Origin of the sequence: Variovorax sp. ZS18.2.2, assembly GCF_024701975.1 — a bacterium.
In the GTDB taxonomy this organism is placed as follows: Bacteria; Pseudomonadota; Gammaproteobacteria; order Burkholderiales; family Burkholderiaceae_C; genus Variovorax.
Genome location: NZ_JANLNM010000001.1, coordinates 1530372 through 1546330, shown reverse-complemented (window position 1 = coordinate 1546330; position 15959 = coordinate 1530372). Strand labels below are relative to the sequence as shown.

General features: G+C 64.2%; 17 protein-coding genes and 1 pseudogene. 5 read left to right on the top strand and 13 right to left on the bottom strand.

Translation table 11 applies throughout. From position 1 onward, the window contains the following. Positions 1-63 precede the first annotated feature (63 nt). The 7 genes from NU688_RS07295 to mltG all read right to left on the bottom strand — a co-directional run bounded on the left by NU688_RS07295 (position 64) and on the right by mltG (position 4906). Entirely contained in the window at positions 64-273 is a 210-nt protein-coding gene (locus NU688_RS07295; protein WP_257859862.1) for a DUF4124 domain-containing protein, read from the bottom strand. Then, entirely contained in the window at positions 267-944 is a 678-nt protein-coding gene (locus tag NU688_RS07290) for an ankyrin repeat domain-containing protein (RefSeq protein WP_257859861.1), read from the bottom strand. Before NU688_RS07290 ends, NU688_RS07295 begins: the two co-directional genes overlap by 7 nt. Further along, a complete protein-coding gene (locus NU688_RS07285; RefSeq protein ID WP_257859860.1) occupies positions 941-1747 on the bottom strand; it encodes a TatD family hydrolase in 807 nt (268 codons plus the stop codon). The genes NU688_RS07290 and NU688_RS07285 overlap by 4 nt, the downstream gene beginning before the upstream one ends. A gap of 87 nt (positions 1748-1834) precedes the next feature. Further along, positions 1835-2224, bottom strand: a complete 390-nt coding sequence (locus NU688_RS07280) for a PilZ domain-containing protein (protein WP_257859859.1) — start codon at positions 2222-2224, stop codon at positions 1835-1837. Then, a complete protein-coding gene (locus NU688_RS07275; protein WP_257859858.1) occupies positions 2221-3237 on the bottom strand; it encodes a DNA polymerase III subunit delta' in 1017 nt (338 codons plus the stop codon). The genes NU688_RS07280 and NU688_RS07275 overlap by 4 nt, the downstream gene beginning before the upstream one ends. Then, entirely contained in the window at positions 3234-3890 is a 657-nt protein-coding gene (gene tmk, locus NU688_RS07270; protein WP_257859857.1) for a dTMP kinase, read from the bottom strand. Before tmk ends, NU688_RS07275 begins: the two co-directional genes overlap by 4 nt. Further along, a complete protein-coding gene (gene mltG, locus NU688_RS07265) occupies positions 3887-4906 on the bottom strand; it encodes an endolytic transglycosylase MltG (protein ID WP_257859856.1) in 1020 nt (339 codons plus the stop codon). The genes tmk and mltG overlap by 4 nt, the downstream gene beginning before the upstream one ends. 88 nt (positions 4907-4994) lie before the next feature. On the opposite strand from mltG, the gene NU688_RS07260 reads away from it, so the two are divergent. Further along, positions 4995-5921, top strand: coding sequence for a folate-binding protein YgfZ (locus NU688_RS07260; RefSeq protein WP_257859855.1), 927 nt, complete (start codon positions 4995-4997; stop codon positions 5919-5921). Between the two features lie 147 nt (positions 5922-6068). Continuing rightward, positions 6069-6971: a hypothetical protein gene (locus NU688_RS07255; RefSeq protein ID WP_257859854.1), complete on the top strand. Its 903-nt coding sequence runs from the start codon at positions 6069-6071 to the stop codon at positions 6969-6971. Between the two features lie 165 nt (positions 6972-7136). On the opposite strand, the gene NU688_RS07250 is transcribed toward NU688_RS07255, so the two are convergent. The 3 genes from NU688_RS07250 to NU688_RS07240 all read right to left on the bottom strand — a co-directional run bounded on the left by NU688_RS07250 (position 7137) and on the right by NU688_RS07240 (position 9008). Next, the gene (locus NU688_RS07250; protein WP_257859853.1) at positions 7137-7901 is read right to left on the bottom strand and encodes a hypothetical protein; all 765 of its coding nucleotides are present in this window, start codon (positions 7899-7901) and stop codon (positions 7137-7139) included. Between the two features lie 82 nt (positions 7902-7983). Continuing rightward, positions 7984-8799, bottom strand: coding sequence for a hypothetical protein (locus tag NU688_RS07245; protein ID WP_257859852.1), 816 nt, complete (start codon positions 8797-8799; stop codon positions 7984-7986). Beyond that, positions 8796-9008, bottom strand: coding sequence for a hypothetical protein (locus tag NU688_RS07240; protein WP_257859851.1), 213 nt, complete (start codon positions 9006-9008; stop codon positions 8796-8798). The genes NU688_RS07245 and NU688_RS07240 overlap by 4 nt, the downstream gene beginning before the upstream one ends. A gap of 290 nt (positions 9009-9298) precedes the next feature. Between NU688_RS07240 and NU688_RS34045 the strand changes: the two are divergent. After that, positions 9299-9640, top strand: a pseudogene (locus NU688_RS34045) (DDE-type integrase/transposase/recombinase); the annotation flags it as partial. On the opposite strand, the gene NU688_RS07230 reads toward NU688_RS34045, so the two are convergent. Genes NU688_RS07230 through NU688_RS07220 form a run of 3 tightly spaced genes read right to left on the bottom strand, consistent with a single transcriptional unit; the run spans position 9568 to position 12314 of the window. Then, on the bottom strand, positions 9568-10446 hold the full coding sequence (locus tag NU688_RS07230; protein WP_257859850.1) for a YbgC/FadM family acyl-CoA thioesterase: 879 nt from the start codon (positions 10444-10446) through the stop codon (positions 9568-9570). The pseudogene NU688_RS34045 and the gene NU688_RS07230 sit on opposite strands and share 73 nt — an antisense overlap. Then, positions 10443-11408, bottom strand: a complete 966-nt coding sequence (locus NU688_RS07225) for an alpha/beta hydrolase (protein ID WP_257859849.1) — start codon at positions 11406-11408, stop codon at positions 10443-10445. The genes NU688_RS07230 and NU688_RS07225 overlap by 4 nt, the downstream gene beginning before the upstream one ends. 33 nt (positions 11409-11441) lie before the next feature. Beyond that, positions 11442-12314 carry a 2-keto-4-pentenoate hydratase gene (locus NU688_RS07220; RefSeq protein WP_257859848.1) on the bottom strand — a complete coding sequence of 291 codons (873 nt, stop codon included), beginning with the start codon at positions 12312-12314 and terminating at the stop codon, positions 11442-11444. A 109-nt stretch (positions 12315-12423) separates the two neighbouring features. Here NU688_RS07220 and NU688_RS07215 point away from each other — a divergent pair, with 109 nt between their 5' ends. Beyond that, positions 12424-13560, top strand: coding sequence for an iron-containing alcohol dehydrogenase (locus tag NU688_RS07215; RefSeq protein WP_257859847.1), 1137 nt, complete (start codon positions 12424-12426; stop codon positions 13558-13560). A gap of 624 nt (positions 13561-14184) precedes the next feature. Then, complete coding sequence (locus tag NU688_RS07210) at positions 14185-15951, top strand: peptidase (RefSeq protein ID WP_374684622.1); 1767 nt, start codon at positions 14185-14187, stop codon at positions 15949-15951. Positions 15952-15959 lie beyond the last annotated feature (8 nt).

The following is a 15959-nucleotide window of genomic DNA, read 5'->3' as shown; positions in this document are numbered from 1 at the left end:
ACGAGTGCGCAGGCGCCCTTTTATTGACCTTTTGCCGGGCCTGCAAGGCGATGAAATCAGCCCTCAACGCTTGGGCGAATTTCCAGATCCTCTGCCTTCGTAGTTCACTCCCTTGGTCTGCTTGATCTCGATCTTCTTCGCGTCGGGACAGGGCTCGTTCGAGTACGTGATCTTGCCGCCCTGCATGCACTTGTAGATCGAGTTCTGGGCTGCTGCATCGAACGCGACCGTCGTCAAACCGAGTGCGAACGCAACGCCGCCCCATCTCACCATTTGCCGTCCTTCGGTATTGGCTTCGGGCCCGCTTTTGCGTTCATTGCGGCTGTGATGAGCTGAGCCGCTTCCGCACGGTTCGCCTTGTTCGCGAAGTCGACCGCAGTCATACCCAACTGATTTTTCATCGCCGTGTCAGCGCCTTCGGCCAGCAGCAGCTTCACGGCTTCGCCCGAGCCGTACATGGCGGCCATCATCAGCGGCGTGGTGCCGTTGGGCGATTGCGCGTCGATGAACGCGTAGTTGTCGAGCAGCTCCTTCATGATCGTCAACTGGCCGCTGGTGGCCGCGTAATGCAGCGGCGTCCAGCCGGTCTTGTTGACGGCGGCATCGCGCTTGAGCAGCTGGGTGACCAGGTCCTGCTGGCCCTTGATGGCGGCCAGCATCAGCGGCGTTTCGTCCTTGGCGTTGGCGATGTCCACGTTGAGCTGCGGCGATTCGAGCAGCGCCTGGATGACCTTGGGCGACGGTTCGCGCAGCGCGATGAGCAAGCCGGTCTGACCGTTTTCGTCGCGCGTGTTCGGATCGAAACCGCGCTTGAGCAGGCTGCGCACGCCGCTGGCGTTGTCGCCGCGCACGGCGCGGAAGAAGTCTTCGAACGAACCCGCATGCGCTGCAAAAGATGCAGCAATGACAAGGAGATAAAGCGACTTCTTGAAGTAGTTTTTCATGATTTAACGTCCCTGAACAGCGTTTCGAAGTTGTCGCTCGTCGCCTTGGCGATGGCCTCTACGGGCACGTTTCGCAGCTCGGCGATCTGTTGCGCCACGTAGGGCACATACGACGGATTGTTGGTCTTGCCGCGGTACGGCACGGGCGCCAGATACGGGCTGTCGGTCTCGATCAGCATGCGGTCCAGCGGCACGAAGGCGGCCACGTCGCGCAGGTCCTGTGCCTTCTTGAAGGTCAGGATGCCCGAGAACGAGATGTAGAACCCCAGGTTCAGCGCCGCGCGCGCCACCTCGGCGGTCTCGGTGAAGCAATGGAACACCCCGCCTGCCGAGCCCGCGGAGCCGTCTTCGCCCTCCTCCTTGAGGATCGCAATCGTGTCGGCCGAGGCTTCGCGGGTATGGATGATGAGCGGCTTGCGCGTCTGCCGCGCCGCGCGGATGTGCACGCGGAAGCGGTCGCGCTGCCACTCCATGTCGGCGATGCTGCGACCGCCCTTGCGTTCTTCCATCTGGTAGTAGTCGAGGCCGGTTTCGCCGATGGCCACCACGCGGGGACGGCCCGAGAGGCGCACCAGGTCTTCGATGCTGGGCTCGGCGATGTCCTCGTTGTCGGGGTGCACGCCCACGCTGGCCCAGAAGTTGTCGTAGCTGGCGGCGAGCGCCTGCACGTCGTCGAACTCTTCGAGCTTGGTGCAGATGCAGAGGGCCCGGTCGACCTTGGCCGCGGCCATGGCGGCGCGGATCTGCGGCATCTGGTCCGCGAACTCAGGGAAGGTCAGGTGGCAATGGGAGTCTGTGAACATCGGAAATGACGGTGAAGTCGGCGCACCTGTCACCTGTGTGAGGTGGCGCCGTACACGGAGTTCCGCGTCACGAGGACGACGGAAAACTCAGATGGTTTGGGTGGGGCGGTCTGACGCCATCGAGCCGCCGAGGGCTGCCTCGATGCGCGCCTTCAGTTGCCGCGATTTTTCGTCCGAAGGAAAACGGATGCCAACGCCAGGCGCCCGGTTGCCGGCAGCGCGCGACGGGGTGATCCACGCGACCTTGCCGGCCACCGGATAACGCTGCGGGTCTTCGGGCAGCGTCAACAGCACATAGACGTCGTCGCCCAGCCGGTATTCACGCGTGGTCGGAATGAAGATGCCGCCCTCTGCAAAGAGCGGGATGTACGCCGCATAGAGCGCGCCCTTCTCCTTGATGGCGAGCTGGATGACGCTCGGCCTGGCGGGCGTGGAGGCTGCGGACGCAGCGGCGGCGGGGGCGACAGGTTGGTTCATGGGCGGCGAGCGGCTGAGTTTAGGGTGCTTCGCGCTTCGCTCACAAGCGCTTCGAGCATGAGACCTGCATTGAACGGATGTTCGGCGGTTCTCGCGGCGTTCGCGAGCGACTTCGACCAGCGCGCCAGCGCCAGCCTCGACGGCGCCGCCGGCAGGTCGGCGGCCTCGAAGAAACGGGGTTCGGCGCCGTTGCCGACAGCCATCAGGTCGTGGCAGAGCTTCTGCAGCGCGCCGACGGCCTGCGCCGGCGCATGGTCCGACAGCGCACCCACGTCGCCGCGCGAAATGGCCTTGGGGAACAACGACCACGCCTTGGGCGATTGACCGGACCGCGCGAGCCGCAAGGCATCGCTGGGCCGTCCGCCGGCAGCGCGCAACAGGGCGGCTGCATCGGCGGCCGGCACGTCCTGCGCAACGAGCCAGGCTTCGGCTTCGGCCGTTTCCGGCCACGGCAGCGTGAAGCCCAGGCAACGGCTGCGAATGGTCGGCAGCAACTGCCACGCGGCTTCGCTGGCGAGCACGAACCGCACGTCGCCGACCGGCTCTTCGAGCGTCTTGAGCAGCGCGTTCGCGGTGATGGTGTTCATGCGCTCGGCCGGATACACCAGCACGACCTTGCCGCGCCCGCGCGCGCTGGTGCGCTGGGCAAAGCCGACCGCATCGCGCATCGCCTCGACGCGGATTTCGCGGCTCGCCTTGCGCTTCTTGTCGTCGATGTCGGCCTGCGCCTTTTCGTCGAGCGGCCAGCCGAGTTCCTGCATGGCGACTTCGGGCATCAGCACGCACAGGTCGGCGTGGGTGCGGACCTCGATGGCGTGGCAGCTGGCGCAATGGCCACAGGCGGTACCGCCCTCTTCCGCCGGCTGCTCGCACAGCCAGGCGGCAGCGAGCGCCAAAGCGAGTTCATATTGGCCGATGCCCGACGGGCCTTGCAGCAGCCAGGCATGGCCGCGCTGCCGAAGCAGTTCCGCGAGCGGCTGGCGCAGCCAGGGTGTCAGGGCAGGAATGCTCATCGTGCAACTCCGCTTTGAGGTGCCAGCACGCCCCGCGCCACCAGCGCCGTCTCGATCTGCTGCCAGACCTGGTCGCGCGCCTGGCTGGCGTCGATGCGAACGAAGCGCTGCGCGTCGGCGGCTGCGCGGTCTGCGTAGCCTTGGGCGACACGGCGGAAGAACTCGACCGGCTGCGCCTCGAACTTGTCGGGTACGCGCGCACCGGCCAGCCGCTGCGCCGCGATCTCGGGCGCGAGGTCGAACCACAGCGTGACGTGCGGCTGCAGCAGCCCTTCCGCCCTGCCCCCTTGCACCCACTGTTCCAGTGTCGAGAGCACCTCTGCATCGAAGCCGCGCCCCGCGCCCTGATAAGCGAAGGTGGCGTCGGTGAAACGGTCGCACAGCACGAGGTCGCCGCGCGCGAGCGCCGGTTCGATGACCTGCACGATGTGATCGCGCCGCGCCGCGAACACCAGCAGCGATTCGGTCAGCGGGTCCATCGGCTGCTCCAGGATCAGTCCGCGCAGCGTCTCCGCCAGCGGTGTGCCGCCGGGTTCGCGCGTGCGCACGATCGTGCGGCCCTGCGCCTTGAACAGCGCCTCCATCGCATCGAGGTGGCTCGACTTGCCCGCGCCATCGATGCCTTCCAGCGTCAGAAAGAGACCATCGCTCATTGCGTTGCCTTGGGTTTGGAGTCGCCGCCGCGTTGATAGCGATTGACCGCGCGGTTGTGGTCATCGAGCGAACTGCTGAACTGGCTGGTGCCGTCGCCGCGCGAAACGAAGTACAGCGACTTGCTCTGCGCCGGCTGCACCGCCGCCAGCAGCGCCGCCTTGCCCGGCATCGCGATCGGCGTGGGCGGCAGGCCGCCGCGCGTGTACGTGTTCCAGGGCGTGTCGGTCTGCAGGTCTTTCTTGCGCAGGTTGCCGTCGAAGGCGGCGCCCAGGCCATAGATCACCGTTGGGTCGGTCTGCAGCGGCATGCCGATACGCAGGCGGTTGGTGAAGACGGCGGCGATTTCGGCGCGGTCGTTGGCCTTTCCTGTCTCCTTTTCGACAATGCTGGCCAAAATCAGCGCCTCATCGGCCGATTTGAGGGGCAAGTCGGCGGCCCGCGCCGCCCAGGCGGCTTCGAGCTTCTTGTCCATGGCGCGCATCGCGCGCTGCAGCAAGACGATGTCGGTCGAGCCCTTCGAATAGGTGTAGGTGTCCGGAAAGAAGCGGCCTTCGGGGTGCAGGCCGGGCTTGCCCAGCTTGGCCATCAGCGCCTCGTCGGTGAGGCCCACGCTCTCGGGCTTGAGCTGGTCGGCCTTGCCGAGCGCGGCGCGCACCTGGCGCATGTTCCAGCCCTCGACCAGCACCAGACTGCGCGTGGCTTCCTCGCCGCGCACCAGGATATTGAGCAGCAGCTTCGGCGTGACGCCACGCTCCAGCTCGTAGCTGCCGGCGCGCATCTGGCGGTCTTGCCCCGAGACGCGGAACCACAGGTAAAGCAGTTGCGGCTGCACATCGACGCCGGCATTGGCCACCGCCTGGGCAATGCCGCGCGGCGTGGTGCCGGGCTCGATGGAGAGATCGGCGCTGGGCGCCGCCATCTTGAGCGGCTGGTGCACCCACCAGAGTCCGCCGGCGCCGAGCGCGAGCGCAATCAGGGCGGCCAGGAGGAAGAGCGTAAGAAAGAAGCTGCGCACGAATCCGATGGAGAGCGTTGGATCGACCGGGAAAAAGGAGGGAGTCCCTGCCGCACCGAGGGGACAGGCCGGCCATGATAATTCAGCGATGACCACAGTCGTTCTCAACGGGGCTGCCACGCTGTCCCCACTCGGCGTGATCCGCGCCGAAGGCCCCGATGCCGCCAGCTTCCTGCACGGACAACTGACCCAGGATTTCTCCCTCCTCGGCGCCACCGAAGCCCGGCTCGCCGCGCTCTGCACCGCCAAGGGCCGCATCATCGCGAGCTTCATCGGCATCCGGCCGCAGCCCGAGCTGATCCTTCTGGTGTGCAGCCGCGACATCCTCGCCGCGACGCTCAAGCGCCTGTCGATGTACGTGCTGCGCGCCAAGGCCAAGCTGACCGACGCCACCGACCAGTTCGCGCTCTACGGCCTGGCCGGCACCGCGCTCACCGCCAATGGCCTCGATGCGGCCACGCCGCCCGGCAAGCGCACCGCCATTGGCGACGACATCAGCGTGGTGTCGCTCTACCCGGCCGACGGCGTGCCGCGCGCGTTGTGGATCGCCCCCGTCGACCACGCTGCGCCGGCCGGCCCGAAGCTCGATGCCGATCTCTGGCAATGGAGCGAAGTCCGCAGCGGCATCGTGACCGTGACCACGCCGATCATCGAAGCCTTCGTGCCGCAGATGATCAATTACGAATCGGTGGGCGGCGTGAACTTCAAGAAGGGCTGCTACCCCGGCCAGGAGATCGTGGCGCGCAGCCAGTTCCGCGGCACGCTCAAGCGGCGCACCTACCTCATGCAGGCCGACGCGCCCGTGGCCACGGGGCAGGAAGTGTTCGCCGCCACTGACGGCGAGCAACCGGTCGGCACCGTGGCCCAGGCGGCACAGGCGCCCGGCGGCGGTTGGTCGGCGCTGGTCTCGATGCAGATCTCGGCGCTCGAAGCCGGCGGCCTGCATGCCGGCGCGGCCAGCGGCCCGGCCCTGACGGTCGAGCCGCTCCCCTACCCCTTGCTCGAAGACATCTGATCTGTCTTCCCCCAACGCCCCGATCCAAAGGGGCGTTTGGCGCCATCGAAAAAAGATGGCGCCATTTTTTTGCGCGTCGCTTAACCCCGCCGTCGATGCTGCGCCGTAGAAGCCTGCATCGATCCACTCCTGGCAAGGAAGAGCACCATGAAGCGCAGACTTTTTTCCACCGTCCTGGCCCTGACCGCATTGGCGGCCTGCGCCGAAAGCCCGGCCCGGCCCGCGCCGCCGCTCACCTCGAGCCGCATCGGCTCGATCATGCAGATCGCCATCGTCGACCGCACGAGCGGCGCCGAACTCCCGATCTACCGCCACCGCGGCGAGTACTGGGTGGCCGGCCGCCCCGGTGCGCGCTACGCCATCCGGGCGCGCAATGCGATGGGCGAACGCATCATGGCCGTGATGTCGGTGGACGGCGTCAACGTCGTCAGCGGCGAAACCGCGGGCATCGGGCAGACGGGCTATGTGTTCGGCGCCCGCGAGTTCAGCGACATCACCGGCTGGCGCAAGAGCGATTCGCAGATCGCCGCCTTCGAATTCGCCTCGGCCGGCAACTCCTACGCGAGCCGCACCGGCCGGCCCGACGATGTCGGCGTGATCGGCGTCGCGCTGTTCCGCGAGAACGTGCCGGTGCCACTGCCTCCCCCGATCGCGCCCTATCCGAGCCGCGACGAGTACAGCTCGCGCGACCGCGAACTGCGCAGTGAGTCGTCTGCGCTGGGCGATGCCCGTGCCAAATCAGCCCCTGGCGAAGCCGCAGCCTCGGCCCAGGCACCCGCCGGCGACATGGCGCGCCGCCAGGCTCCGGCCCCGAGCCTGGGCACGGCCCACGGCCGCCGCGAAACCTCGTATGTCGGCAAGACGAACTTCGAGCGCGCCCAGTCGACGCCCGACGAAGTGGTCCGCATCCGCTACGACAGCCGCGAAAACCTCGTTGTCGCGGGCGTGATCCCGGTGCCGCCGACGCCGCGCTGGCCGCGTCCGGCCGGCCCGTCGCCGTTCCCGGGCTCGGACCCCGGCTACGTGCCGGACCCGCCCAGCCGCTATTGAGCGAGCGGGCAAAAAAACTGTCTGATTGATCGCGACGGCCCCATTTGGCTGATGACCGCCGCAAAAAATTGGTGGCCGCGATAAAAGAATCTTGTCGGCCTTGCTTCCGCGCAGCGGCAATGCGACAGCGCCGACAAGATCCTTGGAATCAGCGTTTCGCGGAATTTAAATGATTCGAGTCACTGAAATTCGAACCATCCGGCTTTTCCAATCGGGCGCGGTGGTGACAAACCAAGCCACTTTGTACCATTTGTTATTGACGGTTAAATCGGCAAGCTCGGTCTCGACGAGCTTTGGCGTGCCCCAAACCAACGCATCAACATCAACCTCGACAAATTCTCCGGCCTTGACCGTGAGGTTTGTTTTAACTTGCGATCCACTTGCGAAAGAGGCAAGAGACGCCATTGACAGGTCAATGGGAGAGTTTGTGTAGTTATAAAACCTTGGCGCGATAAAAGTGATGTCGGCCAGGTTTGCCAATTCAATACCCACGCCGTCGACAATGATCGGATTGAGGCCACTGGACTTGAGCGTGGTCACAGCCAACTTGGTGACCGGCATGGTCGCCATGAAAACCTTGGTTTCACCAGCAGCCAAAGCAATGTCATTGCCTGCCGGCTTGATCAAAGGCGCCCACTTGCTTCCGTCGTTGATGTAAAGGCCCGGCGTCACATCATTTGCCGTGGCACTGTTGTAGACAACCATGCCTGCGGTATGTGCCGGCAAAGGCGTGGAAAGATTGGTTGCCACCAGATTGACCCTGGGGAAAAGCAGGCCCTTGTCGGTCGACTCCAATTCAAGAAGTGCGCCAGCAGCAGGAGAATTGGAAGAATTCGGCACAGTGCCATCTTTCAATTTTGTCTGCGCATGAATTTGCGGGGCAATCAGAATCGAGGCTGCCAGCAGCAGGGAATATGTTGATTTATTCATGATGGAATTCAGAGGTGAGCTATTGGGTACGTATTGCGCATCTAAAATGCGCCGGCTTATTTCAGGTGTGGCGATCCGCTCATCAGGGCGCGACCAGCGAGGAGCCCATTCGGGTAACCAGAATTCGAACCGTTCGACTGTTGTGATCGGGATTGGTCGTGACAAACCAGGCCACCTTGTACCAATTGCCATTGATGTCCAGATCGGCAAGTTCAGTCTCGACAAGCTTTGGCGTGCCCCAAACCAACCCATCGACATCCACATCGACAAAGTCACCCGGCTTGACGGTGAGATTTGTCTTGACCTGAGACCCACTCGCAAATGAGGCGAGAGAAGCCATTGACAGGGTAATGGAAGCGTTGGAATAGTTATAAAACCTTGGGGCGATAAAAGTGGTGTCGGCCAAATTGGCCAATTCGATTCCCACGCCATCGATAACGATGGGGTCAAGCCCGCTGGATCTCAGCGTGGCAAGAACCTTCTTGGAGACAGGCATGGTCACTACATAGACCCTGCCTTCACCGATTGCCCAGCCACTGCTGGCTTGGCTGCCATTGCCTGCAATTACCGGCTTGATCTTTGAAGGCTTTATCAAAGGCTGCCACTTGCTCCCATTGTTCAGATAAAGGCCGGGAGCCACATCGTTCACTGAAGCCGTGTTGTAAACGACCATGCCCGCTGTATGTGCCGGCAAAGGCGCGGAAAGATATGTCGCCGTCAAACTCACTCTGGAAAAAAGCAGACCTTTGTTATTTGATTCCAGTTCAAGAAGTGCGCCGGCAACAGGAGAATCGGAAGAGCTAGGTATGGTTCCGTCTTTTAGCTTTGTTTGCGCGTGGGTTTGCGGGGCAAACAAAAATGGAGCCGCCAACAATATCGAGTATATTGATTTGTTCATAGAGGATTTTTTGGAGCAAGCCATTCGGGGAAATTTGATTCCCATCGATGGCGCGTCGGTTTTTTTGGAATCGCGATCCGCGATTTTCCAAAGATTGTTTTCAATTTATATATGACATCCCTCCGCTTTTTTTGAATTACCAGGCCTTTTGAAAGCTGAAAACCTCCAGCAGGAAATCGCTCACGAAGAAAATTTGTTGCAATCGACATGAGGCTGTCATATTCGGGCTGTTTGTTAACAATCGATCCTTGCCTGGTGCCCGATCCGCTTTTTTCGGCAAGAAACTTCAGGCGATTTGCACTGTAGTTGTCATGAGACAGTTTCCCTTTGTTAGCGTCCGTTCTTATTTCACGAAACAATCGGCCAATTGCAATTTCTGGTGCGACAGTTGAAAAGTCGAGCGCAATTTAATGAAATTGAATTTCGGAAAAAGAGAATTGACGAAGATCTTCGTCAGGTGCTCCGGCGGCTGCGTTTACCCGCACGCGGCCTGCCCGCCAGGGCGGCGAGCCAATGGAAATATCTGTACCGGGAGGTCGACCGCCAAGGGGACGCCATTGGCTTCCTGCGGCGGGCCCAGGGAGATCACGCGGCGGCGCGGCGCTTTTTCGGGCAAGGCCGCCGGGCGATCAAGGAGGCCTCAGGGCCGTGCGGGGCTCAAGTCGTTTCAGGACGCAGCCGCGTCCGGCCGGCCCGTCGCCGTTCCCGGGCTCAGGCTCGGCAACGGGGTTGCCCCACCCTGCCGCTATGGGGCGAAAGCGAAAAGGTTCAGCGCAGCGACCGGCGCATCTCGACGTGCGGGATGCCGGCCTCTTCGAACGGCGCGCCGTGCACCGCATAGCCCAGCCGCGCATAGAACCGCTCGGCGCTGCGCTGCGCGTTGAGCGCCACTTCGCGGTCGCCGCGTGCCCGGGCCGCGTCTTCCAGCGCCTGCATCACCGCCGCGCCATGCCCGCCGCTGCGCAGCGTGCGATGCACCGCCATGCGGCCGATGTGGGAGACGCCGTCTTCCGCATGCAGCAGCCGCCCTGTCGCGATGACCTGTCCGATGCGGTTGCGGGCCACCGCGTGCAGCACGACGGCATCGTGCGCGTCCCACTCCAGCTCCTTGGGAATGTTCTGCTCTTCGATGAAGACCGCGCGCCGCAGCGCTCCCGCGCCTTCGCCGAGCGCATCCCAGCCGCCCGTCTCCACCGTGCGCATCGGCTCGCCGGCCTCGAACCCCAGCAGCACTTCGCGCAGCCCCGCGGGCACCGGCTTCGAAGTCTGCGTGGCCGGGTCGGCGAACACATAGACCAGCTCGCAGCCGACCAGGTACTGGTCCTGCCGGAACAGCGCGCCCTCGAACACGATCGACGAATTGCCGATGCGCGCGCACTTCATGCCCACGTCGATCACGTCGTCCATGCGCGCCGAGGCGCGGAAATCGATCGTGGCCTTGCGCACGTACAGGTCGCCGCCCAGCGAATGCATCGCCTCTTCGTACGGCAGCGCCATCGCGCGCCAGTAGTCGGCGATGGCGGTGTCGAAGTACATCAGGTAGTGCGCGTTGAAGACGATCTTCTGCATGTCCACTTCGGCCCAGCGCACGCGCAGGCGGTGGAAAAAGCGGAAGTCCTCGCGTCGGTTCGCGGTTGTCTCGGTCATGGTGTCAATGCTTCCTTGAGTGCCCGGGCCGCGTCACTTTGCGCCTGCAGCGCTTCGGGCAATGCGCGGCCCATCTTGATGAATTCGTGGATCACGCCGCGGTAAATCTCCAGGTCGACCGCCACGCCTGCGGCGCGCAGCTTGTCGGCGTAGGCGATGCCTTCGTCCACCACCGGGTCGCATTCGGCAAGGCCGATCCATGCGGGCGCCACGCCGTCGATATCGTCGGCCAGCAGCGGCGCAAAGCGCCAGTCGTCGCGGTCGGCCGGCGTGCGAACGTACTGCGCAAAGAAGAAATCGATCATCGCCTTCGTGAGCAGCGGGCCGTGCTCGAAGCGTTGGTGCGAGGCCGTGTCCTGGTGCGCCGTCATGCCGGGGTAGATCAGCAACTGCAGCGCAAGCGGCAGGCCCGCATCGCGCGCCATGATCGCGCACACCGCGGCCAGCGTGCCGCCGGCGCTGTCGCCGCCGACCGCGAGGCGGCTGCCGTCGAGCCCGAGGCTCGCACCCTGCGTGGCGACGAACTGGAAGGCGTCCCACGCGTCGTCGGATGCGGTCGGGAACTTGTGCGCGGGCGCGAGGCGGTAGTCGACCGACACCACCGCGCAGCCGCTCCTGGCGCTCAGCACGCGGCAGAGCGTGTCGTGCGTGCGGATGTTGCCGACCGTGAAGCCGCCGCCGTGGAAGTACACCAGCACGGGGAGCACGTCCGATGAGGGCGCATAGAGCCGCGCGGGTATCGCAAAGCCGTCACGCGCGGCGATGGTGAAGTCTTCGATGCGCGCCAGCTCGGGCTTGGGCACTTCGAGCACGCCCGCGCCTTTTTCATAAGAAGCCTTGGCCTCGTCGGGCGAGAGCTGGTCGAGCGTCGGATGGCCGGCGCGCGCCATGCGCTCGACCACGCTGGCCATCTTCGCGGTCAGCGGCTGCGGGGGGAATGTCGTGGGAGGGTTGCCTGTCATGCGCACTGATCGATTGCTTGCTTGTTTGTTTGCTTACTTGAACGTCACGACCACCGGCTGCGTGCGCGCGAGGCCTTCGTAGGTCACCAACACGGTCTGCCCCGCCTTGGGCGGCAGCAGCGCAGAGAACGAACCCAGGCTGACAAGGTCGCCGGGCTTCAGGGCCAGGCCCTCTTTTGCGAGCGCGCCGGCCAGCCACACGACCGCGTTGAGCGGATGCTCCAGGATGTCGGCGCCCTTGCCGCGCGCCAGCTCCGCGCCCAGCCCGTCCTTCATCACCACCGTCATGTCGCGCAGGCTTTCCAGCATCCACGCCTGTCCGCCGGCCGTGGCGGGCACATCGACCGGCAGGCCTTTCACGCCAAGCCGCGCCGCCACGTTGATGCCCGCGAGGACCGGCCCGTTGAGTTTGGCTGGCGTCTGCACCGCGAGGTCGGGCAGTTCGATGAAGGGAATGACCTGGTCGATGTTCGCCAGCACCTCGGCAGGGGTCTTCGCGCTGTTGATGTCGGCACTTTTCACGCGCACCAGCATGTCGGCCTCGAAGAGCGGCCGCGCGCCGAAGGCCGCCTCGACCACCGCGCCGCTGTCGAGCAGCATGCCCTGGTAGAGCACGCCCCACACCGGCTTGTCGTAGTTGAAGCGCTTCTGCACCGCGGGGTTCGTGAGGCCGGCCTTGTAGCCGATGACCGCACCGTGCTTGCGCGCCAGCAGCGCGTTGAGCTTGGCGCGGGTGCAGGCGGCATCGGCTTCATCGAGGTTCTCGATGTCCGCGGCGGGCGTGCGGGCCTCGCGGGCGGCGAAGAAATCGGCCACCTGCGCATCGCCGAGGCATGCGGCGTGCGCCCCCGCGGACGCTGCGGCCACCAGTGTGCCGAGCGCGACAGCGGCAAGGGTTTTGTTCATGTGCAAGGCTGTCCCCTGTTGTTAGATTCGGATGGCCGGCAATCGTACTTCCCCGACGCTTTCCCGCGCATCCAGGCACCCACCCACGTCCTCACGTCCCCACGATCCCATGGCACTCATCCAGTACCTCACCCAGATCCAGTTCGAATTCGGCGCGATCAAGCTCTTGTCCAGCGAATGCGCGCGCATCGGCATCCACCGCCCGCTGATCGTGACCGACGCCGGCGTGCGTGCGGCCGGCGTGCTGCAGAAGGCGCTCGACGCCATCGCCGACCTGGAGGTCTCGGTGTTCGACCAGACCCCCTCCAACCCCACCGAGGCCGCCGTGCGCGCGGCCGTCGAGCTCTACCGCAGCGGCCGCTGCGACGGCCTCATCGCCGTGGGCGGCGGCTCCGCCATCGACTGCGCCAAGGGCGTGGCGATTGCCGCCACGCACGAAGGCCCGCTCAAGACCTACGCGACCATCGAAGGCGGCTCGCCGAAGATCACCGACCGCGCGGTGCCGCTGATCGCGGTGCCCACCACCAGCGGCACCGGAAGCGAAGTGGCGCGCGGCGCGATCGTCATCGTGGACGACCACCGCAAGCTCGGCTTTCACAGCTGGTTCCTGATGCCCAAGGCCGCGATCTGCGACCCCGAGCTCACGCTCGGCCTGCCGCCCAGGCTCACCGCCGCCACCGGCATGGACGCCATTGCGCACTGCATGGAAACCTTCATGTCGGCCGCGTTCAACCCGCCGGCCGACGGCATCGGCCTCGATGGCCTGGAGCGCGCCTGGCTGCACATCGAGCGCGCGACAAAAGACGGCAGCGACCGCGAGGCGCGCCTGAATCTCATGAGCGCGTCGATGCAGGGCGCCATGGCCTTCCAGAAGGGCCTGGGCTGCGTGCATTCGCTCAGCCACAGCCTGGGCGGCGTCGATCCGCGCCTGCACCACGGCACGCTCAATGCCCTCTTCCTGCCCGCGGTGATCCACTTCAACGCGGGCGCCGAGTCGGTGCAGAAAGAGCAGCGCCTGCAGCGCATGGCGCAGGCCATGCACCTCGATTCGGCGAGCGACCTGGGCGATGCGATCCGCGACATGAACGCGCGCCTGGGCCTGCCCAAGGGCCTGGCCGAAGTGGGCGTCACGCCCGCGCTGTTCGAGAAGATCATCGACGGCGCGATGGCCGACCACTGCCACAAGACCAATCCGCGGCTCGCTACGCGCGACGACTACAAGGCGATGCTCGAAGCGTCGATGTAGGCGCCGGGCCCGCGCGCATCGGGCAACCGCGCATCTGAACGAAACCAGCGGGCGCTGCAACGGCGTCCGCGGACCGACTTTTCGGTCTGGATCAGGCCTTCACTTCCCCACTCCCCCACTCCCTGTTGGTCGATGCCGCGCAGCTGCTGGCGGCGTCTGCATTTCTTTGAAATCAATTCAAGTCAGCTTGCGGTCAGGCTGTCAAAAATAGATTCCTCCAGCCAATTAATTAACAAATAAATTGCAGGCCTGAGATCAAAAGAATTAATTTATTCAGGGCGTGTGCGGATTGAATACATATCCCCCACACCACCGCATTGATGAGCTTGAGATTCTTTTGCAGAGACTTTATTTTTAGTACTTAAACAGTATTTGCTTTGAAGACTGATTCAAAAACACTCATTTCCAGTTTTCTCAATTCAAAGAATCCGAGATTTGATTCAGCCCCCGCTGCGTAGAAAAAAGATTGAAAGATCATCGAATTTCGGTGCTTGCACAACGAGCCCCGAAACGACCCGGGTCATGCGGCCATTCGCAGTCGGATGGCATCGCGCGACCTGGCTCGAAGGCGAACGGCGGCCACCAGCTTGCCGTTCTTTTTTTGACCTCTCGGAGATCGCATTCATGCATCGCAGAAGTTTGAGTCGAGCCGTCCTCACGGCTTTTGCCGCCGCCGCCCTCGCGGCATGCGGCGGTGGGGGCAACAGCCCCTCGTCATTCGCGCCGGTTTCCAGCGCGCCCCCGTCCGGGCCGGCCGCCGACGCACCTGCGTTGAACGCCAACGCGGCCGTGGTGGACAAGGTGCTTGACGATCCCAACACCTACAACACGACGCGGACCGGTTCGATCGCGCTGGCGTCGATCAACGAAGACACCTCGCTCAAGCAGCACACGATCACGATCGACGGACAGGCCCTGAACTACGTGGCGCGCGCCGGTCACCTGGTGGCCTACAAGGGCGTCGGCACCACCAAGAAGGCCGAAGCGGCGATCTTCTACACCTCGTACACGCGCGACGACCTGCCCAAGGAAAACCGCCCCGTGACCTTCCTGTGGAACGGCGGCCCCGGCTCCGCGTCGATCTGGCTGCACATGGGCTCATGGGGCCCGAAGCGGCTGAAGTCGGACGCGCCCAACATGCCCAACCCCACGGTGCAACCCACGAGCTTCCCGTTCGAGGACAACGCGATCTCGCTGCTCGACAAGTCGGACATCGTTTTTGTCGACCCGCCCGGCACGGGGCTTTCGACAGCCATCTCGCCGCTGCGGAACGCGGACCTGTGGGGCACCGACATCGATGCCCAGGTGGTGGCCGACTTCATCGTCGCCTACACCAACAAGTTCAACCGCCAGAGCTCGCCCAAGTACCTGTATGGCGAGTCGTATGGCGGCATCCGCACGCCCATCGTGGCCAACCTGCTCGAGCAGGCCGGCACCAGCGGCTACGTGCCCGACCCTTCGGGCAAGCCCGCGAAGGTGCTGGCCGGGTTCATCCTCAATTCGCCGCTGGTGGACTACAACACCAACTGCGACATGATGGACGAGCAGTCTTCCTGCGAGGGCTACCTCCCCTCGTACGCGATGACGGCGGACTACTTCGGCAAATCCACCAAGCGCGGCACCAAGACGCAGGACCAGTACCTGGCGGAACTGCGAACCCTCGCGAGGACGACGTTCAAGAACACGCTGACCACGTACTTCGGCCCGAACGATTTCAGCGTGCCCAAGAGCCAGAGCCAATGGAACACCTACGCCGCCAGCACGGCGGGCCAGACGGTGCTCAACCAGTTGGCGGCCTACACCGGCATCTCCGCGACGACCTGGAAGGGCAGCTTCAACTACGGCCCCGGCAGCTTCCGGACGGCGCTGGTCTCGGGCAACACGCTCGGCCGCTACGACGCGCGGATGAAGGTTCCCAACGACAACAGCTTTGCGGCGGACGACTACATCAACGTCGCATTCCTGAACCAGATGAAGACCTACTTTCCCGACTTCGTGAACTACAAGAACAAGACGGCCTACCAGCCGCTGAACAACCAGACGATCCAGTACTGGAAATGGCAGCGCGCCGGCAGCAGCGACTTCTACCCGCAGAGCATCACCGACATCCAGGCGGTGCTGACCGCCAACCCGGACAGCAAGATGCTGATCCTGCACGGCTATGAAGACGTGGCAACGCCGGGCTTCCAGACCGAACTCGACCTGGAAAGCGTGAACCTGGGCAACCGGATCCCGGTCAAATGGTTCGAAGGCGGCCACATGATCTACAACACCGAAGCTTCGCGGGCACCGCTCAAGCAGACGCTCAACGACTACTACGCCCTGCCGGTCCAGGACGCGCTGGACAGCGCCAGCGCCGATGCCGGTGCTTCTGCCGCTCAACTCCAATAAGCGAGGCA